The organism is uncultured Collinsella sp. (assembly GCF_959026545.1).
Classification (GTDB): Bacteria; Actinomycetota; Coriobacteriia; order Coriobacteriales; family Coriobacteriaceae; genus Collinsella.
Genome location: NZ_CAUFLV010000004.1, coordinates 14774 through 35475 on the forward strand (window position 1 = coordinate 14774; position 20702 = coordinate 35475).

The following is a 20702-nucleotide window of genomic DNA, read 5'->3' on the forward strand; positions in this document are numbered from 1 at the left end:
TGGATGGTTGCGGATGTCTTGTGCGGGATATCCGTGTCCGGAGGCGGCGCCCCCGTCTTCGCCGCCTCCGTCGCCTTATTGGTGCGCCGGCCGTTTCCCAGCGCGCCGCACCTCCTTTATGCGTGCCAAATCTCGTCGCGGTATTCGCGGATGGTTCGGTCGGAGGAGAACCAGCCGGACATCGCGGTGTTGTGCAGCGCGCGGCGGTTCCAGTCCTGGGTCTCGGGATAGGTCGCGGTGAGCTTTTCCCAAGCGTCCACATAGGAGTGGAAGTCCTTGAGCACCAGGTCGTAGTCGTTGTTGAACATGAGCTCATGATGGATGCTCTCGAAGTTGCCGGATTGAGCGGCGAAGGTGCCATCGACGAGTTGGTCGATGATGCGGCCGAGGCGCGCGCGATCGGAGTTGACGACATCCCAGGCGAAGTACTGGCCGGAGGCGCGCAGGGCGTCGACCTCGGGCGTGGTGAGGCCGAAGATCGCCTCGTTCTCGCGGCCCGCCAGGTCGACGATCTCGATGTTCGCGCCGTCCATCGTGCCGAGCGTGAGGGCGCCGTTCATCATGAGCTTCATGTTCGAAGTGCCGGAGGCCTCCTTGCCGGCCGTGGAGATCTGCTCGGAGATTTCGGCGGCAGGGTAGATGAGCTGGGCGTTCGAGACACGGAAGTTCGGGATGAAGCAGACCTTCATGACGTCGTTGACGCGCGGGTCGTTGTTGACGACCTCGGCCACACCGTTGATCAGGCGGATGACTTCCTTGGCGAAGGTGTAGCTCGAGGCGGCTTTGCCCGAGAAGATGAAAGTGGTGGGCTGAATCTTGAAATTCGGATCGGCGAGACGACGGTTATAGAGGTCCATGACCTTCATGATGTTCAGGAGCTGGCGCTTGTAGGCGTGGAAGCGCTTGACCTGGACGTCGAAGACCGTGTTCGGGTCGATGGTGAGCCCGCACTCGCGCTTGACGTAGTCGGCCAGGCGCTGCTTGTTGGCGAGCTTGGAGGCGCCGACGCGCTCAAGGAAAGAGGCGTCGCCTTCGAAGGCGGTGAGCTTCTCGAGCTCGCGGGCGTCGTCGAGCCAACCGTCGCCGATTGCCTCGGTCACGAGTTTGGCGTAGGTGGGGTTGGCCTCAGCGAAGAAGCGACGATGGCTGATGCCGTTGGTCTTGTTGTTGAACATCTCCGGGCGCATGGCCGCGAAGTCCTTGAGCGTGCTCGTCTTGAGGATGTCGGAGTGGATCTTTGCGACGCCGTTGACGGAGTGGCTGCAGATTACGGACAGGTTGGCCATACGGACCTCGCCATCCCACAGGACGGCGGTCGCGCGCAGTCGTTCGGCGCTCTCGGGCTTGCTCATGTCGAAGCTCTCGCGCCAGCGACGGTTGATCTCGTCGATGATCTGGTACACGCGGGGCAGCAGGGTGGAGAAGGTGGAGATGGGCCACTTCTCGAGAGCCTCGGGCAGGATGGTGTGGTTGGTGTAGGACACCGTGTTCGTCACGATCTCCCAAGCGTCGTCCCAGGTCAGGCACTCTTCGTCCATGAGGATGCGCATGAGCTCGGGTCCGCACATCGCCGGGTGCGTATCGTTGGTATGGATGGCCACATAGCGGGGCAGCTCGTTCCAGGCCTTGCCGTGCTCACGCACAAAGGTGTCGAGGAGGGTGCGGATGCCCGCGGCAACGAATAGGTACTCCTGCTTGAGGCGAAGCAGGCGGCCGTGCTCGCCGGCGTCGTTGGGATACAAGATGGCGGAGATGGCCTCGGCATTTGCACGGTCGCGGTCGGCGCCGGTGTAGTCGCCGGCGTTGAAGGCGTCGAGATCGAAATGGTCGTCGATGGGCTCGGCGCTCCAGCAGCGCAGCTTGTTGACGGTCTCGCCGCCGTAACCGACGATCGGAATGTCGTAAGGCACGGCCAGGACGTCATCGGTCCCCTCAACGGAGTAGAAGGTGCGGTCGCCCTCCTGGCGTGAGACGACGTAGCCGCCGAAGCCGATGCGAACGGCCTTGTCGGGGCGCTTGACCTCCCAGGGATAGCCCTTGGAGAGCCATTCATCGGCTACTTCGACCTGACGGCCATCGACGATTTCCTGCTTGAAGAGGCCGTAGCGATAGCGCATGCCGTTGCCGTAGCCCGCGATGCCCTCGTGGGCCATCGAGTCGAGGAAGCATGCGGCGAGGCGACCGAGGCCGCCGTTGCCCAGGGCCGGATCGGGCTCTTGGCGCTCGATCTCGTCGAGATCGCCGCCCATGTCGGCGATGGCGTCGGCCACGAGGTCGCGAATGCCGAGGTTCAGCAGGTAGTTATCGAGCAGGCGACCGATGAGGAACTCGATGGAGAAGTAGTAGACACGCTTCTTGCCCTCGGTGCGGTTGCGCTCGTCGGTTTTGGTGGCAATGACGCGGGCATCGCCGGCGACCATGTTGGCCAGCGCGGTGAAGCGGTCGATATCGCTCGTATCCTCGAACTCCTTGCCGGACAGTGCGCGCACGTGCTGGCGGTACTGCTCGATGAACTGCTCTTTGTTCTCGTAGATCTTATCCATGGTTTCCTTTCGAGAAGGGGCCGGGTTGGTGATAGTCGCAAGCGCGCGCGATCGGCCCGGCGTGCGGTTGCGTCATCGTGGGCGCGAGGTGCTCCGAAGTCGGTGCTTACTTCGCGCGGGATGTCCTGGTTTTGGACGCGGCCTTTGTCTTTGGCGTCTTTGCCTTGGGAGGCTTGTAGGAGGAGGCGCGGCGACGGCGGTAGACCAGGCCGGCGAGGCCGGGAACGGCGATCTCGATTGAGTTGTCTCGCATGTTCCAGGGCTCGGGTTTGGAGGAGGCCATGTCGACCACCGGAAAGCCGGATCCGCCAAAGGTCGGTTCGTCCGTATTGAAGACGAGCTCCCAATCGCCCTCGCGCGGGGTTCCCACGCGATAGGTCTCGTAGGATGCCGGGTCGAAGTTGATCAGGATGAGCAGGTCGTCGGCCGGCTTATCGCCGTGGCGCACGAAGCTCACAATGGACTGCTCGGAGTTGTTGGCGTCGATCCATTCGAAGCCCTGCTCGGTATAGGCGTTTTGCCACAGTCCGCGCTGCTTGGTGTAGAAGTGGTTGAGCGCCTCGATAAAGCGCTGTTGAGCGCCGTGGGTGGCGTCGAAATCCTTGGCGAGGAACCACTCGATGGACTCGTAGTAGCGCCATTCGATCTGCTGGCCGATCTCGTCACCCATGAAGGTGAGCTTGGCGCCGGGGTGGGTCATCTGGTAGAAGGCGAGCGTACGCAGACCGGCGAAGCGGCGCCAGTCGTCGCCCGGCATGCGTCCGATCAGGGAGCACTTGCCGTTCACGACCTCATCGTGCGACAGCGGCAGGATAAAGTTCTCCGAGAAGGCGTACATGATGGAGAAGGTGAGCAGGCTGTGGTTGCCCGGGCGCCAAGGGAAGTCGCACTGGATGTAGTGCAGGGTGTCGTTCATCCAGCCCATATCCCATTTGAGGTGGAATCCCAGGCCGCCGTCCTCTGCGGGATAGGTGACCAGGGGCCATGCGGTGGACTCCTCGGCGATCATCATGACATCGGGGAATTCCTTGCCCACAGCGCAGTTGACCTGGCGGATAAACGCGGAGGCGTCGAGGTCCTCCTCGGTGCCGTATTTGTTGAACTTCTTGTCCGCTGGGTTGCCCACGCCGAAGTTGAGATAGAGCATGCTCGATACGCCATCCATGCGGATGCCGTCGACATGGAACTGTTCGATCCAGAAGAGGGCGTTGGACACGAGGAAGCTGCGAACCTCGGGGCGGGAGAAATCGAACTTGTGCGTGCCCCAGTTGGGGTGAATCTCGCGTTCGAAGAGCATGCGGCCGTTGAAGGTCGCAAGTCCCTCGGCGTTGGCGCAAAAGCCCCCGGGAACCCAGTCCAGAATCACTCCGATACCGGCCTTGTGGCAGGCGTCGACGAAGTGCATGAGCTGTTGGGGGGTGCCGTAACGAGAGGTTGCTGCGAAGTATCCCGTAGCCTGATATCCCCAAGATCCGTCGAAGGGGTGCTCGGAGAGGGGCATGACCTCGATATGGGTATAGCCCATCTTCTTGACGTAAGCCACGAGCTCATCAGAGAGGTCGTCGTAGGTGTAGTACGTTCCGCGTTGCGCCGGGAACGGATCGCCGGGGCCGGGCCAGGTGCCGTCTTCGCGTGGCTCGCCCTGCGGTTCGTTGCCATGGCGCTTCCAGGAGCCAAGGTGCACCTCATAAATGTTGAGCGGGCTCTTCATGATGTCGCGCTCGGCGCGGCGATTCAGCCATGTGGCATCTTTCCAGGTGTATCCACCGAGGTCCCAGAGCTTGGATGCTGTTCCAGGGCAAGTCTCAGCGTAGAAACCGAACGGGTCGGCCTTCCAGAGGAGCTCCCCCGCATCGTTTTCGATCACGTATTTGTAAAGCGATCCCTGCTCAAGGCCGGGGACGAAGGTCTCCCATATATCGCTATTGGCGGCACGTGTGAGCGGCGTTGCCTTGGGGTCCCAGCCGTTGAAATCGCCGACGACGTGCACGCTTGAGACCTGAGGGGCCCAAACGCGGAAAAGCCAGCCTTCGGAGTTGCCTTGAACGTCTTTGTGGGCGCCCATCTTTTCCCACGCCCGCTGCCACATACCGGTTCCGAACAGGTGGATGTCGTCATCCGTGAGCATGAGGTTGGGTTGTGCAGCGGCAACGGGCCCCTTGGCGAGTCCTTGGGCCTTGCGCTCTGTCTTATTGGCGGTCTTCGATGTGATGGCCATCTCAACCTTCCGATCGTATGCGCGGCGTTCTGCCGTAAACCAACGATACGTCTCGGGCTCGGCATGCGTACTTAGACGGAAGGGGACGCAGATGTGCTGCGTTCGTTCCACTCGCATCGACGCATGTGGAACCAGTGACGATACTTACCGTATCACTCGTTCATCACAAAATAGACAAGAATGCGGCAATCGGTATAAATCGCCCCATGGGTGAAACAATCACATTTTAGCTTGACATGCTGGGCTTTTTGGTAAATACCCCGTAAGCAAGGGGTTTGATAAGCAACCTACTGTAAGGGCCTGTTTTGAGCTGCGTTTGCCGCGCGCATGATCGCGAAATATTGGGTAAGATGGCAATTTGTCCGTAATTATGCTATGCGTCAGGTGGTCTTATATGAAAGGCATGAGCAGTGTCCTCGAAACCCAAGCGGATGCGTTGCGCGTCCTTCTTGTCGGAGGCTCACCGCAGACCTGCGATGCCGTGTTTCTCAAGCATCTGTATGCCGGCTGCGATTTGGTTGTGGCAGTGGATCGGGGTCTCGATGCGGTGCTGGATGCCGGACTGCCATGTGACTTGTTCTGCGGCGACGCGGACTCGGTGGGCGCTCGCGGCCTGTTGGCGGTTCGTCGGTGCGAAGAGGGAGAGCCCTCTGAAGTTTTGGCCGTCGAACGTTATGACCCGTATAAGGATTTTACCGACCTTTCGCTCGCCCTTCGCGCGATCGATTCGCGTTGGGGGAGCGTTGAGCTGGTGTGCACGTGCCTGACGGGGGGACGGCCCGATCACGCCCTCGCAGCACTTGGCTGCATCTTGAGATGGGACGGCCCGGTTTGCCTCGAGGAACAGGGCTTTTCCGGTCGCCTGCTCAGGGCGGGCGCGTCATGGCGGATGACGGGCTTTCAGGGTTCGACGTTCTCGTTCGTATGCCTGAGTCCCGTCGGGGTCGTATCCGAGCGGGGGATGGAGTGGGAGCTCGATCACAAACGCGTCGAGTTGTTGAGTGATTTGGGCATCTCGAATATCGTCACGGATGATGCCGAAGTGACTTGCCATGAAGGCGCCATTGCGGCGTATCTCATTCGCTGACGCGTGCAAGTAGTTTTGAAAAGCTAACGGCCCCGGAGAGCGTCTGTCTCCGGGGCCGTTGCCATGAACGCGTTCTCGCGCGGATTGTCAGGCTGTTAGCCCATGTAGTCCACGACGTCGATCCAGCTCATGAGGAATTCATCGTTGACGTCGGTGCGCTTACGGGAGAGCTCGGCGGCGGCGACGATGGACATCCACTGGCGGACGACCTGCATCGGGACGTCGGCGCGGTCGCAGTACAGCTCGAGATAGGCATCGGCCTGCTGCTTGTCGTTAAGGGCGAACAGCAGGTAGGTCATGGCTGCGTCGGCGGCAGGGGAGCCCTGAGTCGCGTGGGCCCAGTCGCAGACGTAGAGCTGGCCGTCCTCGGCCACGATGACGTTGCTCGGGTTGAAGTCGCCGTGGCAAATCTGGAACTCCTTCTTCATGCCGTCCAGACGCTCCATGAGGTTGTAGCGGGTGGTGGCGTTGATGTGCTGGAGGCCGTTGATCATACGGGCGTACTTGTCACGCTGACGGTTGAGCAGCGGGGAGCGCTCGGCGTGAATCTCGACCTGCAGGTCGACGAACTGCTCGAGGTACTCGTAGAACTTGGCGGGTTCGGCTGCCATCTTGTCGGCGAGCGTCACACCCGGGACCTTCTCGGTGAGCAGGCCCCAACCCTCACCGGCGACCTCGGAGACCTCGAGGGCCTTCGGGGCGCGGATGCCGGACTCGGAGATGCGGGCGAGGTTCAGGGCCTCGTTGAAGACATCGGAAGCCGGCTTGTTGGAGTTGAAGACCTTGGCGATCTTGTCGCCCAGGTCGTAGACCTTCTTGTTGGAGTGCTCGACGATAACGGTCTTGGACTCGGGCAGATTCATGGTGTGCCTTCCTTTCTGAATGGGTCTACGCCATCAATGGATCTACACCATCTTAGGACGCCCGCGCCGCCGCTCGCGATGAGTTGGGTGAGCGGCGGCAAACGGGCGGGAAGCGGATGCGCTTACAGGACGGCGTAGTCCTGGGGCTCACGGCCGTAGTAGGCGTCGAGGTAGAGCTCCTTGATCTCGCTCATCAGCGGGTAGCGCGGGTTGGCACCGGTGCACTGGTCGTTGAACGCCTGCTCGACCATCTCGTCGAGGGACTCGAGGAAGTAGGCCTCGTCCACGCCGTAGTCGGCGATGGTCTCCTTGATGCCGATGGTGGTCTTGAGCTCCTCGAGCTTGGCGCAGAAGTTCTCAAAGACCTCACGGTCGTCCTTGCCCTCGACGCCGCAGTAGCGGGCCATCTCGGCGTACGCGGCGAGCGCGTTGGGGTAGGGGTACTGGGAGAAGGTGCCCATCTTGACCGGGGCCTCGGCGGCGTTGTAGCGCATGACGCGGGTCAGGATGACGGCGTTGGCGATGCCGTGGGGCAGGTGATGGAAGGCGCCGAGCTTGTGGGCCATGGAGTGGTTGAGGCCCAGGAAGGCGTTCGCGAACGCCATGCCGGCCATGCAGGATGCGTTGTGCATCTCCTCGCGGGCATGCGGATCCTTGGCGCCGTTCTCGAAGCTGGAGGGCAGGTTCTCGAAGACGAGCTTGGCCGCCTTCATGGAGAGACCCTTGGTGTAGTCGGAGGCCATGATGGAGACGTAGGACTCGATGGCGTGAGTCATGACGTCGATGCCGGAAGCGGCAGTGAGGCCGCGGGGTGCGGTCATGGCGTTGTCGACGTCGACGATGGCCATGTTCGGCAGCAGCGCGTAGTCGGCGAGCGGCCACTTGATGCCGGTGTCCTTGTCGGTGATGATGGCGAACGGGGTGCACTCGGAGCCGGTGCCCGAGGAGGTCGGGATGGCGACAAAGTATGCCTTCTCGCCCATCTTGGGGAAGGTGAAGACGCGCTTGCGGATATCCATGAAGTCCATGGCCATATCCTCGAAGTTGCACTCGGGGTGCTCGTACATCATCCACATGATCTTGCCGGCGTCCATGGCGGAGCCGCCGCCGACGGCGATGATGACGTCCGGCTCGAAGAGCGCCATCTGGGCGGCACCACGGCGTGCGCACTGCAGGGACGGGTCGGGCTCGACGTCGTAGAAGCAGTCGTGGGCGATGCCCATCTCGTCGAGCTTGGCCTCGATGGCGCGGGTGTTGCCGTTCTTGAAGAGGAACTGGTCGGTGACGATGAAGGCGCGCTTCTTGCCCATCACGGTGCCGAGCTCGTCGAGCGCGACCGGCGTGGAGCCCTTCTTGAAGTACACCTTCTCGGGAGCACGGAACCACAGCATGTTCTCGCGGCGCTCTGCCACGGTCTTGACGTTCAGCAAGTGCTTCACCCCAACATTCTCGGAGACGGAGTTGCCACCCCAGGAGCCGCAGCCCAGCGTGAGGGACGGCTTCATGCCGAAGTTGTACAGGTCACCGATGCCGCCCTGGGAGGACGGGGTGTTGATGACGATGCGGCAGGCCTTCATGGTGTCCTCGAACAGGGCGATCTTCTCGGCCTGCGCAGGGTGCACGTAGAGGGAGGCTGTGTGGCCGGGGCCACCGGCGAGCACGAGGTGCTCGGCCTTGTCGACGGCCTCCTGGAAGGACTTGGCCTTGTACATGGCGAGGACGGGGGAGAGCTTCTCGTGAGAGAACTCCTCCTTCTCGGGGTCGGTGGAGGTGACCTCGGCGATCAGGATCTTGGTCTTGGCGGGAACCTCGATGCCGGCGAGCTCGGCGATCTTGGCGGCGGGCATGCCGGGGATGCGGTGGTCGAGCGCTCCGTTCTTGAACATGGCGCCACGCAGGGCCTCCATTTCGGCGCCCTTCTTGACGAAGTAGCAGCCGCGACGGGCGAACTCGTCCTTGACCTCCTTGTAGATGGACTCAAGAACGGTCACGGACTGCTCGGAAGCGCAGATCATGCCGTTGTCGAAGGTCTTGGAGTGAATGATGGAGTTGACGGCGAGCTTGATGTCGGCGGTGTCGTCGATGATGACGGGGGTGTTGCCGGCGCCGACGCCCAGGGCGGGCTTGCCGGAGGAGTAGGCGGCCTTCACCATTCCGGGGCCACCGGTGGCCAGGATGATGTCGACATCGGCCATGACCTTATTGGTAAGGTCGATGGAGGGGACGTCGACCCAGCCGATGATGCCCTCGGGCGCGCCGGCCTTGACTGCGGCCTCCAGGACGAGCTTGGCTGCGGCGATGGTGCACTTGGCGGCCGCCGGGTGCGGGGAGATGATGATGGCGTTGCGGGTCTTCAGGCAGATAAGGCACTTGAAGATCGCGGTGGACGTGGGGTTGGTGGTGGGGATGACCGCACCCACGATGCCGATGGGCTCGGCAATCTTGGTGATGCCGTAGGCATCGTCACGCTCGATGACGCCGCAGGTCTTGGTGTCCTTGTACGCGTTGTAGATGTACTCGGCGGCGTAGTGGTTCTTGATGACCTTGTCCTCGAGAACACCGCGGCCAGTCTCCTCGACGGCCATCTTGGCCAGCGGGATGCGGGCCTTGTTGGCTGCCATCGCGGCCTCGTAGAAGATCTTGTCTACCTGCTCCTGGGAGTAGGTAGCAAAAATCCCCTGGGCCTCGCGCATAAGCTCGAGCTTGGCCTCAAGGGATTCGATCGAATCTACGACTTCGGGGGCGGCGGCAACGGTAGGTTTCTTCGCCATACTGCTCTCTCCTTTACGAGAAGCGGGTTTACCCAACGACTTGTACTGTAGCGTAATGAAGCGTTCCAATAACGTGAATGGTAGAAATTGAGCCGTAAACGGTCGAATGAAACGCTTCAATTGCGGTGGAAGACAAGATTTGTGGTGAGCACGTGTCAGAATTGTGATGAATGAAACGCTTCAAATAGTATGATGCACTTCAACATGTGCACGGAAGGTGCGACGTAGGAGGAAGCGACTTCTCGTGAGAAAGAAAGGCGCCCCGGGATTCCGGAGCGCCTGATGCTTGCAAGCAAACGTTTGTCCAAAGAGGGGAGTGCTTAGGAGCGAGCCACCTTCTGGGCCTTGAGGCAGCTGGTGCACACGTTCATCTTGCGACGCACGCCGTTGACGACAACGTAGACGCGCTGGATGTTGGGACGGAACTTACGATTGGAGACGCGGTGGGAGTGGCTGATGGAGCGACCAGCAACAGGGTGCTTACCGCAGATTTCGCAAACTTTGGACATGTCAGTGACCCTTCTTAGGCGACCCGATTCGAGGTCGCGTGAACAAACAGCAATGAACTATACCATAGGAGGCGTCTTATGTGGGAAATCTTCACATAGGACAAATTCTGCGCCGCTATTACGACTCCGCAACCGGTCGATGGCATCTTAGCGGCAATGACTGACTCCTAATCGGTGCACTTACGAGTGCAATCTCTAATACACGATCCATTGCTCCATGCCTTGTCTTCGTCTAAGGATTGCCCAGTTGTGAGTGCGCATCAACTTGGCAATCAAACAGTCTCCTGCACGTAACAGAGTCATTTGTTATAGGTTACACGGGAATTGGCAATCTTTTCGTACGGCATATAAGTTCTACCGTCTAGCGATATGAAGATCAGCCCATCTTCATTGCTGGTATATGCAACATGGACTGTCGCATAAGGTTCACCGTCGTCGCTAGTCAACAGGTATATGTTCGGGTCACCAGTATTTGAAGTAACACCTTTTGTATAGCTGTCCTCTTCCGTTCGAGCCGCCCATGTTGTGAATTCCGTGTTATCGCTTCTTTCGAAGTATATGGATTGGCTCAAAGAGGATTCGTAAGCAAATGTTCCGGTTATATCAAAGCCTTCTTCCATTCTGTGGCACAGTTGACTTCTGGCATGCTTTTCGCCAATATACAACACCATTCCAATGGTCAGACATACCACGAGCGCTACAACGATGTTTTGGAGAACGTGCTTTCTCATGCCGGGCTCCATTTCTGAAGGTGACATGATTTACGCGTTAACTACTTTGAAGTCACGTCCAGTGACTTCAGGATACGAGTGCAGGTGCGCGTAGACGCTTCTATTTCCATAGGCATCGATATAGTACGTGGTGTATGGTGTTGATGCATATTCAATATTTGCTTTTACCTTTTTTCGTCCCCCAGCAGGGATATTAACGATTATGCCAGGTGAACTTACGGCGCGAGCAAACGACATTGACACCCCAACAGCTCCGCCAAATGACAAGGGGAAGCTAAATGAGACTCCAACTGATGGCCCTCCTGTGAGTTCGACGTAGATGGAGCCTCCATTAGAGAAACTGTATCCATTCGCGGGTTGCCCACCTACAAATTGATACCCACTATTTGCATAGGTTACCGGGCCGTAAACATTCTCGTAGTAGGGGCGTCCACGGGCTGCTTTCGAATTACCAATGCTTTCGTTAAGCGACTGAATTAACTTATCCCCTTCCTTTTTTGCCTGCTCAAATATAACGGCCTCAAGTTCAGACCTAGCCAGATTGGCATGACCCTTAACGACAGCCAAACGACGGGAGTTGTTCGATGCCGAAGGAAGCGGAGCGTCCGATGCGTAGAGCGTGTCTGGAATAAGCATTGAGCCTGAAATGAGCCCCGCCGCCGCCAGCACCGATCTCCGTGTCAAGCTTGCTTCCCGAACGTTGACGTTCATAGTTACTCCCTTCCATTCCGAAGCAATTGGGCGCGCCTCTCTTATTACAAAACTACCCACTAAAAATGCGGCCTAACTACTCGATTTCGCCAATCGGCGAATGGAGGGTAGCTCGGGGCAATCGGCATACTCCATCTCTGTACAAATATCGTCGTTCACCCGCTTGCAGTAATTATGTTTCGACCGTACGCGGTGGGAAGAGATATACAATATTCCGATATGAATGCTCAGACCGCCTCTCTTGGAGTGCGTGCGGAAGGAGAATCCCATGACTGAACCGATCGCCGGGACCTTGAACGTCTCGAACGAGGTTATTGCCGATATCGCCGGCTACGCCGCCATGTCTTGCTACGGTGTGGTGGGTATGGCCGAGCAGCTGCAAGGCGCCGAAAGCGTGCGTCTGCTTGCCGGTCAACGCCTGCGCAAGGGTGTGTTGGTCACCGCCTCCGAGGATGGGCTCACGGTCGACCTCCATGTGGTCATCGAGGCCGGAGTCAACATGCGTTCCGTCAGCGAGAACCTCGCGAGTTCGGTCTCGTTCACTCTATCGGAGATCGCGCAGATCGATCCGGCCCAGCTCAAGATCGCCATCCACATCGACGGGATGAAATCCCGCCTCTAAGGTGCGCATTGTTCGCACAGACCTGCATTCACGAGACGAAAGTACCAGTAGAGATGATTGCAAAGACCATTCGCACCTGTTTTCCCATCGCGGTCGCGGCTGTCGCCGACAAGGCCGAGGAGATCAATAAGCTCAACGTGTTTCCCGTGCCCGACGGCGATACGGGCACCAATATGTCCCTTACGCTCCAATCTGTCGTTAAGGAGCTCGCGGCGCTTCCGGTCGACGCCGATATGGAGGTCATCGCCGGTGCCATCACCCATGGCTCCCTGATGGGGGCCCGCGGCAATTCCGGTGTCATTACTTCGCAGATTCTTCGCGGTGTCGCTGAGGGACTACACGATGCCGGAGAGCCCGTCGATGCTTCTGACATCGCCTCCGCATTCCGTCGTGCCGTCAAGGTTGCCTTCCAGGCCGTGCGCAAGCCTATTGAGGGCACGATCCTGACCGTCCTGCGGGATGTCTCCACTAAGGCGGACGAGTGCGAGAAGCGTCGTCTGTCCGTTGAAGAGACCCTCGATGCTCTGGTGGTCGAGGCCTATCAATCCGTCGCCCGTACGCCTGACCTGCTGCCCGTGCTCAAGGAGAACGGCGTGGTGGACTCGGGTGCGTTCGGCTTCGCGATCTTCCTCGAGAATTTCGTTGCCGCCGCCCTTGGGCGTACATCTAAAATCGAGGATTTTTCCGCGACCTTCGATGCTGATTCCGCCCGCGCCGGCGCCCTCGATCGCGTGAAGATCGAGGCGAACGACGACTGGGAGGGCTCCGAGTTCCGGTATTGCAACGAATTCCTCTTCAAGGCCGAGAAGCCCTTTGATGAGGATGAGGCTCTCAAGTTCCTCGGCTCCATGGGCGATTGCGAGCTCCTGGTGGGTGCCTATCCCGACTACAAGGTCCATGTCCATTCCAACACTCCGAACCTCGTGCTCGAGCACATGCTCCAGTTTGGCCAGATCTACGAGGTCTTCATCCATAACATGGACCTTGAGGTCGCCGAACGCACGGCGAAGATTCACGCCGACCAGGACGGTGCCGCCGAGCCCGCAAAGCCCCTTGGCTTCGTTGCCGTCGCCGCCGGGTCCGGCGAGGCGGAGATCCTCGAGTCCCTCGGCGTGGATGTCGTCGTTTCCGGTGGGCAGACGATGAACCCCTCCACCGCGGATCTGCTTGATGCCGTGGCGCGCGTGAATGCCGAGGCGGTCATCATCCTTCCTAACAACGGCAACATCCGCATGGCGGCGGAAGCTGCTGCAAGTGCGTGTGCGGACAAGAAGGTCTACGTCGTTCCCACCAAGACCGTTCCCCAGGCGTTCTCTGCGCTGTTCGCCGTCATGCCCGACGCTCCGGTCGAGGAGGTCGTCGAGGCCATGACCGAGGCTAAGTCCGAGGTTCGAGACGGTGAGGTCACCCGCGCGGTTCGCGACAGCCAGGCATCTGACGGTACGCCCATCCAAGACGGTGACGTCATGGGCATCATCTGCGATTCCATCGACATCGTCGGGTCTGACGTCAAGCAGGTCACGCTCGATTGCATCAACCGTATGATGGACGATGAAGAGGGCGACGCCCTGACCATCCTTGCCGGCGAGGAGCTTGACGATGAGGCCTTCCAGGAGATTATCGATGCCATTGAGGAGGCCCAACCCGACCTCGAGATCGACGCCCATCGCGGCGAGCAGCCGTTGTATCCGATCATCTTCTCCATCGAGTAGGCTTCATAGGAGATGGCAGACGTTTGCACCGTGTCGCGGGTCTCGGCCCGTCTTGCACGGACCTGTTCTGTGTCTGAGGACATCTCACGTTTGAAATATGTCTCGGGTGCGAGAGAGGAGGCCCTTCGCAGGCTCGGTATCGAGCGGGTGGGGGACCTCCTTCTACATATTCCGTTCAGGTATCTCGATTTCACTCATGCATTGTCCATTGAGATGGCACCGATCGGTGAGGTCTCCACGATTGTGGGCACCGTGGATTCCGTCGCCAACCGCCCCACTTCCAAGCGCGGTATGATCGTGACCGAGGTGTTCCTCGTCGATGCCTCGGGCGTCCTCAAGATCGCGTTTTTCAAACAACCTTGGATCGCGCGGGAGTTTGCGGTGGGGGATCGTGTGGCGGTTATCGGCAAAGTCGAGTTCGCCTATGGATTCAAGCAGATGACGTCGCCGCAGTACGAGCGGATTGAGGACGGGGGCGCGCAGGGTGCCATCCTCCCTGTGCATCGTGTTTGCGACGGCGTCTCTCAAGCCTGGATGCGCCGCTTGACATCGGTGGCCTTGGAGCGTGTCGGCGTCTTTTGCGATCCGGTTCCCGTTGGGTTGCGTGCGCGGCGTCGCCTGATGTCGCTCTCGCGCGCGGTGCGCTGCGCCCATTTTCCTCGCATCGTGCCGGAAGTCGACCTCGCTCGTCGCAGGTTTTCCTACGATGAGCTGCTCTATTTACAGTTGGCCTTGCGTCTGCGCAACGATACCAACCTTTTGGGCGTCCGCTCCATTCCGCATCTTGTGGGCGAGCATGTCGCGGCCGTGCGCGCAGCGCTTCCCTTTGAGCTTTCGAGCGAGCAAGACGTGGCGGTCAACGAGATCTTGGACGATATGGCGCGGGGCGATCGCGTGATGAATCGGCTCTTGCTCGGCGATGTGGGAACGGGCAAGACCGCCGTTGCGTGCTGTGCGCTCGGAGCCGTTGCCGACTCGGGCACCCAGGCGTGCGTCATGGCGCCCACGAGCGTCCTCGCTCGTCAATATGCCGTCAAGAGCGGACCTATCTTGGAGCGCGCTGGAATATCGTGGGGCCTCCTTACCGGCTCCACGCCCGCCGATGAGAGATCGGTTTTGTTGGACCGTCTGCGTCAGGGGGAAATCACGGTTTTATTCGGCACGCATGCGGTGCTCGGGGACGACGTGACGTTCAAACGGCTCAGCCTTGTCGTCATAGACGAGCAGCATCGGTTCGGCGTGGGTCAACGCAATACGCTGAGGGCAAAGGGGCCTGGGGCAGATTTGCTGGTGATGACGGCAACTCCTATTCCCCGTACCCTCGCGCTCTCGGTGTACGGCGATTTGGACACGAGTGTCATCAGGCATCGTCCCGTCCCGGGGGCGGGCGTATCCACGCAGGTGCTGGAGAGCTCCAGCCGCGATCTTGCGTACGGCGCGCTCCGCGACAGCCTTGCGCGGGGCAGGCAAGCGTATGTGATCTGCCCGATGGTGTCGCCGCAAGAGGGGGCTGATGAACTCGAGGACGTGCCCGGACTTGAGATCGATGAACACGGGCGCGCCCGTCAGGCAGTGACGCTGCATGATGTTGAGTCCGAATGCAAGAACATGCGAAGGCTGTTGCCAGATGTGCGTGTGGAGATGCTCCATGGCCATATGCCCGCTCGCCGCAAAGAGGAGGTCATCGATGCGTTCCGATCGGGCGATATCGATGTGCTCGTTGCCACGACCGTCGTTGAAGTGGGCGTTGATGTTCCGAACGCCACGATGATGATCGTCGAGAACGGGGAGCGGTTCGGCTTGGCGACGCTTCATCAGCTGCGCGGTCGCGTGGGCCGTGGCCCTATTCCCGGCAACTGCATGGTGCTCACGGAGGTCCGGTCAAAGCGCGGCGTCCGGTCGCCCGCGCTCGAACGACTCGAGGCGCTTGCTCGCACTTCTGACGGCTTCGAACTTGCCGAGATGGACTTGCGTCTTCGTCATGAGGGCGAGATCCTCGGCCTGAGGCAGCACGGCGGGGTCTCACTTCGTTTTGTCGATTTAGACGCCGATGTCGATCTGGTCGAGTACGCTCATGATGACGCGGAGGAGCTCCTCCGGTATTCGCGAGATCTTACCGCTAAGGCGACGATGCCGTTGCGCCATGAGGTCATTGCGCGATACGGAGATGTTTTCAAGGAGGTCAGTGGAGGATGAGAATCGTCGGAGGAGAGTGGCGCGGACGGCCCATCGAGTCGCCCCGTGGGCGTGACATCAGCCGCCCCACGACCGATCGCGTGCGCGAGGCTATCGCCTCAATGCTGGAAAGCGCCCTTGATGGGGGCGTCGAGGGCTCCCGCGTCCTCGATGCCTTTGCCGGGTCCGGAGCCCTGGGGCTGGAACTCCTCTCACGCGGGGCGTCTCATGTGACGTTCTTCGACCTCGATCGGGGTGCATCGGCGCTCGTGCAGCGCAATCTCGCCAAGCTTGGATGCGAGCGTGAGCGGGCGCGCGTTGTCGCCGGCGACGTGATTACGGCAGCGCGACGTGGCCGTATGCCCGGGGCTCCCTTCGACGTGGTGCTCATCGACCCGCCCTATGCACTGGGCACGAGCCCAGCGGAGAACCTCGTGAGCGCGCTCGCCTCCCGTGGCTTGCTGGCACACGGGGCGATCGCGCTCTTTGAAAGGATCTCGTCCACTCCTGCGCTTGTCCTCGAGGGCTTCGACACTCTTCGGGAAAAGCGTTACGGCCAGACCTGTATCGACCTCTTGAGATACCAGTGAGGAACCCATGACCAACACAATCCATCACGTGCTGGTGCCCGGCACCTTCGACCCCATAACGTACGGGCACATCGATGTCGTGCGGCGTGCCCTGAGGATCTGCCCCAAGGTGACGGTCGCCGTCGCCGAAAGCCTGGGCAAGAATGGGGTGGGGACCACCTTCACCCTTGCAGAACGCGTGGAGCTCGCGCGAACCGCCTTGCAGGGTCTCGAGGGCGTGGACGTCCTGCCGTTCACGGGCCTCCTGGTCGATTTCGCGGCTCAAGTGGGTGCCGGTGCCGTGGTCAAGGGCCTGCGTGCCATGACCGACTTCGAGTATGAGCTGCAGCAGGCGGATCTCAATTACCGTCTCGATTCCGACCTCGAGTCCATTTTCGTGATGAGCTCTCCTGAATACGGTTATCTTTCGAGTTCGGTCGTGCGCCAGATCGCTTCGTTTGGCGGGGACGTATCGGAGTTCGTTCCTCCCTGCGTCGCCAGTGCGCTGAAAGGGCGTTTTTCATAAACTACCTGCCGCAATAGTTGAAACGTGCATATGTGGTACCATAACGCGTTAGAGTGAAACAGCAGAAAGGAGCCCTTCATGCCGGTCGAGAACCTCCCGGGTGAGCGCATCGAGAGCCTTGTCGATGAGCTCGAGGGCATCATCGAGGAAGCGCGTCCTCCGTTCGGCAAGGGCGCCCAGCAAAAGATTATCGAGACCGATGTCTTCTTCAACATCCTCGATGAGATTCGCATGAGCTATCCCGAGGAGTGGCAGAAATCCCGTCGCATCCTTAAAGAGCGCGAGGAGTTGCTCGCCAGTGCCGCCGCTCAGGCTGATTCCATCATCGCCGATGCGCAGCAGCAGGCGCTCACCATCGCCTCTGAGCAGGAGATTGTGCGTTTGGCCCAGCAGCAGGCGGACGACATCCGCGATCGTGCCAACCAGTACGAGCGCGAGACCCGCTATGCTGCGGAAGATTACGCTGAGCAGGTGTTCACGCACCTTGAGGAGAATCTTAAGTCCCTCACCGGTACGGTCGCCCGTTGCCGCCAGCAGCTAAACGACAGCGCTGCCCAGAACCAGAACCAGGGCTGGTAACATGAGCTGCCTTGGTTCGGTCATGGTCGATTTGTCGGACAAGCTCGAGAATCCCGGTGAGTCCTATTCGTTTGCCGGTCATATCGACGCCGCTAGTTATTCGGTGGGAGACAAGGACCTTGCCTTGCCGCATGGCGCGTCGTTTGACGTTGTGTTCACGAACGCGGGCGACGGTATCCTGGTCACTGGCATGGTGCGAGCTGAGGTGACGGGCGCGTGCGATCGCTGTCTCGAGCCCGCATCCTTTGAGGTCGCCGGTGAGATCGAGGAATACTACCTGTTCGAGGAGCCCGAGGATCCCGACAGCTATGAAGATGGCTTTGAGCTCATCGGATCCGATCGAGTCGTCGATCTTGGCGATGCCATCTTTGATGCCGTGGTCATGGATACGCCGTTCGTCGTCTTGTGCCGCGAGGATTGCCGAGGGCTGTGTCCCACGTGCGGTGCAAACCTGAACGAGGGCGACTGTGGCTGCGCGGATGCCGCTCAAGAAGCCTGGGTTGCATCGGACGAGAATCCCTTCGCTGCCTTAAAGAATCTCAAGCTCGATTAGTCACCTATTCGTTTTTTGATGTTTTGTGTAACTCGGTGAATTCTGTTATTATCGTTGCTTGCGCGTAATCGCCGCCAGTTATGAGTTGTAAGGAAGGTCAACATGCCAGTACCTAAGCAAAAAAAGGGTCGCGCCAAGACGCACTCTCGTCGTTCGACGAACATGAAGATCAACGCTGCTTCCCAGTCCACCTGCCCTCGTTGCGGTGCTGTGAAGCTCCCGCATCATGTCTGCGGCAACTGCGGTTTCTATAAGGACCGCGAGGTCATCGTCGTCGAGTAAACTCGACTGGCGGTTACGTTGAGTTCATTATGGCCGGCTCCTAGAGTCGGCCATTTCTCTATCGGGGGGAACAACATGGATAAGGTTCGCGTGTGTGTTGATGCCGTTGGAGGCGACGAGAAGCCCGAGGTTGTGCTTGCCGGCATCGAGGCCGCGCTCGAGGCCGATGCGGACCTCGACGTGCTCGTTGCGGGTCCCGAGGAGGTTGTTGCGGGGTTCTGCTCTGCGCATGATCGAGCGGAGGCTCTCGTCGCGCCGGAGGTCATCACCATGGAGGATGACCCCATACAGGCAGTCATGACTCGTCGTAGGTCCTCAATCGTTCTTGGTTGTCGTGCGGTGAAAAAGGGGCAGGCGGACGGCTTTTTCTCCGCAGGATCGACGGGTGCCGTCACTGCTGCCGGCACGGCATACGTCACCCCTTTTAAGGTTGAGCTCGATGGTAGGCGCTCGGCGATTCGACCCTGCCTTACCAACGCCTTGCCCAATCGAGCCGGCGGCCTTACCGTCTTGTGCGATATGGGGGCAAATCCTGATGTTGAGCCCATGGATGTCGTTCGTTTCGCTCAAATGGGCGCAGCGTATGCGTCCTGTGTGTTGGGTATCGATGGGCCGCGCGTGGGTCTCCTTTCCAACGGTACCGAGGATCATAAAGGGAGCGCGTTCACGCAGTCGTGTTTTCCCCTTATGGCCGAGAACGTCGAAGGCTTCGCGGGCAACTGCGAGGGGACTGACCTCACGAGTGGGCATTTCGATGTCGTCGTTTGCGATGGCTTTGCCGGCAATGTCGCCCTTAAGTCCATTGAGGGCGCGGCTAAGTTCATGATGCAGGAGCTCAAGAGCGGCCTCATGTCCTCGTTTCGGGGGAAGGTCGCCGCGCTTCTCATGAAGCCTGTTTTGCGTGGCCTCAAGCGCAAGCTGAGTGGTGATGCGAAGGGCGGTGCGGTGCTCTTGGGCCTTCGCGGTGTGGTGATGATCGGTCATGGCGCCACGAGCGTCGAGGCGGTTAAGAACGGCACGCTTGCCTGTGCCGCCGCGGCGCGCCAAGGGCTCGTCGATCGCGTGGCCGATTCCATGGGGGCCGTGGCCTAACAAAATCCCTTCGCCGTGCTCCCATGGCACGCAAAGCAGATGATCACTGGATCAAGGCGTCTCCGCTGACGGCGAGGGCGCGGCTTTGCTGTGTGTGCCGCCTTCGCTTAGGGTAAAATCATTTTCATATGTGGATGGACGACACCCGTGTGTCGTCCAAAGAGAAAGGGGCAGTGCCATGGCACTCGATCGCGCCGAGATCTTCGATAAAGTTTGCGATATCGCCGCCGACGTCCTCGGCGTCGAGGCCGGTGAGCTTTCCGAGGCCACCACGTTCGACGACCTCGATGCCAACTCCCTCGATCGTCTCCAGCTCGTGACCGCTATGGAAGACGAGTTCGACATTGAGATCGATGACGATAAGCTCATGGCCATCAACTCCGTCGCCGAGGCGATCGATGCCATCGAGCAGACCTTGGAGGCCTAGATCTTGTCCATTCGCGAGAAGCTCGATCGCGCGCAGGAGATCTGCGGGCATCAATTCAACGACATCTCGCTGCTGCGCAGCGCGGTCACGCATCCCTCAGCCGTTGAGGGGGAGCCCGTCTCGGCCTCGTATGAACGACTCGAGTTCCTAGGTGACTCCATTTTGGGCGCCGTTGTCGCCGTTTCCCTCTTTCAGACCTATACGGACTTTGACGAGGGCAAGCTCACGCGCCTCAAGGTGTCCCTCGTCTCAGGCACAACGCTTTCCGATGTGGGCCTTGAGCTCGGCATCGACAAGGTGATCATCCTGGGAGCCTCTGAACAGGGGACTGGCGCCCGCGGTATGCATTCCGCGCTCGAGAACGTCTACGAGGCCTTGGTGGGGGCACTGTACCTCGATGGCGGTTGGAGTGTGGCGGAAACATTCATCATGCGTACGCTCAAACCACACCTGGCGACCGAGCGCGCTGAGCACCCCACCAATCCCAAGAGCTTTTTGCAGGAGTGCGTGCAGTCCGATCACATGGAGACGCCGTCTTATAAGGTTGTTGGAGAAGAGGGGCCCGCGCATGAGCCCACGTTCACCGCAATCGCCTTGGTCGATGGTATCCGTCGTGGCCGCGGCACCGGTTCCTCGAAGAAAGAAGCGGAAGCTGCCGCAGCCCTCGATGCGCTTGATCGCATGGGATACACCACAAATGGCGTTATCCTCAAGAAGAAGCTCGGATAGCGA

General features: G+C 59.9%; 19 protein-coding genes. 12 read left to right on the forward strand and 7 right to left on the reverse strand.

The annotated features are described in order from the left end of the window. Nucleotides 1–116: 116 nt before the first annotated feature. Together Q5Q88_RS02900 and glgB are read right to left on the reverse strand one after the other, a co-directional pair. The gene (locus Q5Q88_RS02900) at nt 117–2543 is read right to left on the reverse strand and encodes a glycogen/starch/alpha-glucan phosphorylase (RefSeq protein ID WP_302741731.1); all 2427 of its coding nucleotides are present in this window, start codon (nt 2541–2543) and stop codon (nt 117–119) included. A 106-nt stretch (nt 2544–2649) separates the two neighbouring features. Then, on the reverse strand, nt 2650–4671 hold the full coding sequence (gene glgB / locus Q5Q88_RS02905; RefSeq protein WP_302741827.1) for a 1,4-alpha-glucan branching protein GlgB: 2022 nt from the start codon (nt 4669–4671) through the stop codon (nt 2650–2652). 493 nt (nt 4672–5164) lie between these two features. On the opposite strand from glgB, the gene Q5Q88_RS02910 reads away from it, so the two are divergent. After that, on the forward strand, nt 5165–5848 hold the full coding sequence (locus Q5Q88_RS02910) for a thiamine diphosphokinase (RefSeq protein WP_302741732.1): 684 nt from the start codon (nt 5165–5167) through the stop codon (nt 5846–5848). Between the two features lie 95 nt (nt 5849–5943). Here Q5Q88_RS02910 and Q5Q88_RS02915 read toward each other — a convergent pair whose 3' ends face one another. The 5 genes from Q5Q88_RS02915 to Q5Q88_RS02935 all read right to left on the reverse strand — a co-directional run bounded on the left by Q5Q88_RS02915 (nt 5944) and on the right by Q5Q88_RS02935 (nt 11433). Next, entirely contained in the window at nt 5944–6711 is a 768-nt protein-coding gene (locus tag Q5Q88_RS02915) for a phosphotransferase family protein (RefSeq protein WP_006722737.1), read from the reverse strand. Nucleotides 6712–6833: 122 nt separating this feature from the next. Continuing rightward, complete coding sequence (gene adhE / locus Q5Q88_RS02920) at nt 6834–9482, reverse strand: bifunctional acetaldehyde-CoA/alcohol dehydrogenase (RefSeq protein WP_302741733.1); 2649 nt, start codon at nt 9480–9482, stop codon at nt 6834–6836. A gap of 320 nt (nt 9483–9802) precedes the next feature. Then, a complete protein-coding gene (rpmB, locus tag Q5Q88_RS02925) occupies nt 9803–9991 on the reverse strand; it encodes a 50S ribosomal protein L28 (protein WP_006721280.1) in 189 nt (62 codons plus the stop codon). Between the two features lie 299 nt (nt 9992–10290). Next, complete coding sequence (locus tag Q5Q88_RS02930; RefSeq protein ID WP_302741734.1) at nt 10291–10722, reverse strand: hypothetical protein; 432 nt, start codon at nt 10720–10722, stop codon at nt 10291–10293. A gap of 30 nt (nt 10723–10752) precedes the next feature. Beyond that, on the reverse strand, nt 10753–11433 hold the full coding sequence (locus Q5Q88_RS02935; protein WP_147352845.1) for a hypothetical protein: 681 nt from the start codon (nt 11431–11433) through the stop codon (nt 10753–10755). A gap of 268 nt (nt 11434–11701) precedes the next feature. On the opposite strand from Q5Q88_RS02935, the gene Q5Q88_RS02940 reads away from it, so the two are divergent. The 11 genes from Q5Q88_RS02940 to rnc all read left to right on the forward strand — a co-directional run bounded on the left by Q5Q88_RS02940 (nt 11702) and on the right by rnc (nt 20699). Beyond that, nucleotides 11702–12055 carry an Asp23/Gls24 family envelope stress response protein gene (locus Q5Q88_RS02940; protein WP_199588904.1) on the forward strand — a complete coding sequence of 118 codons (354 nt, stop codon included), beginning with the start codon at nt 11702–11704 and terminating at the stop codon, nt 12053–12055. A 53-nt stretch (nt 12056–12108) separates the two neighbouring features. Continuing rightward, the gene (locus Q5Q88_RS02945; protein WP_118653798.1) at nt 12109–13767 is read left to right on the forward strand and encodes a DAK2 domain-containing protein; all 1659 of its coding nucleotides are present in this window, start codon (nt 12109–12111) and stop codon (nt 13765–13767) included. 12 nt (nt 13768–13779) lie between these two features. Beyond that, complete coding sequence (locus Q5Q88_RS02950; RefSeq protein ID WP_118653799.1) at nt 13780–15963, forward strand: ATP-dependent DNA helicase RecG; 2184 nt, start codon at nt 13780–13782, stop codon at nt 15961–15963. Then, on the forward strand, nt 15960–16532 hold the full coding sequence (rsmD, locus tag Q5Q88_RS02955; RefSeq protein ID WP_294123388.1) for a 16S rRNA (guanine(966)-N(2))-methyltransferase RsmD: 573 nt from the start codon (nt 15960–15962) through the stop codon (nt 16530–16532). The genes Q5Q88_RS02950 and rsmD overlap by 4 nt, the downstream gene beginning before the upstream one ends. A 7-nt stretch (nt 16533–16539) precedes the next feature. Then, nucleotides 16540–17037 (forward strand): pantetheine-phosphate adenylyltransferase, encoded by a 498-nt coding sequence (gene coaD, locus Q5Q88_RS02960; protein ID WP_118653801.1) that lies wholly within the window; start codon nt 16540–16542, stop codon nt 17035–17037. Nucleotides 17038–17115: 78 nt separating this feature from the next. Then, nucleotides 17116–17616, forward strand: coding sequence for an ATPase (locus tag Q5Q88_RS02965; RefSeq protein ID WP_294123392.1), 501 nt, complete (start codon nt 17116–17118; stop codon nt 17614–17616). Nucleotide 17617: 1 nt separating this feature from the next. Further along, a complete protein-coding gene (locus Q5Q88_RS02970; RefSeq protein ID WP_302741735.1) occupies nt 17618–18169 on the forward strand; it encodes a DUF177 domain-containing protein in 552 nt (183 codons plus the stop codon). Nucleotides 18170–18271: 102 nt separating this feature from the next. Continuing rightward, nucleotides 18272–18451, forward strand: coding sequence for a 50S ribosomal protein L32 (rpmF, locus tag Q5Q88_RS02975; protein ID WP_039910269.1), 180 nt, complete (start codon nt 18272–18274; stop codon nt 18449–18451). 75 nt (nt 18452–18526) lie between these two features. Further along, nucleotides 18527–19543: a phosphate acyltransferase PlsX gene (plsX, locus tag Q5Q88_RS02980; RefSeq protein ID WP_302741736.1), complete on the forward strand. Its 1017-nt coding sequence runs from the start codon at nt 18527–18529 to the stop codon at nt 19541–19543. Between the two features lie 178 nt (nt 19544–19721). Beyond that, entirely contained in the window at nt 19722–19970 is a 249-nt protein-coding gene (locus Q5Q88_RS02985) for a phosphopantetheine-binding protein (protein ID WP_118653805.1), read from the forward strand. A gap of 3 nt (nt 19971–19973) precedes the next feature. After that, complete coding sequence (rnc, locus tag Q5Q88_RS02990) at nt 19974–20699, forward strand: ribonuclease III (RefSeq protein WP_302741737.1); 726 nt, start codon at nt 19974–19976, stop codon at nt 20697–20699. Nucleotides 20700–20702: the final 3 nt, after the last annotated feature.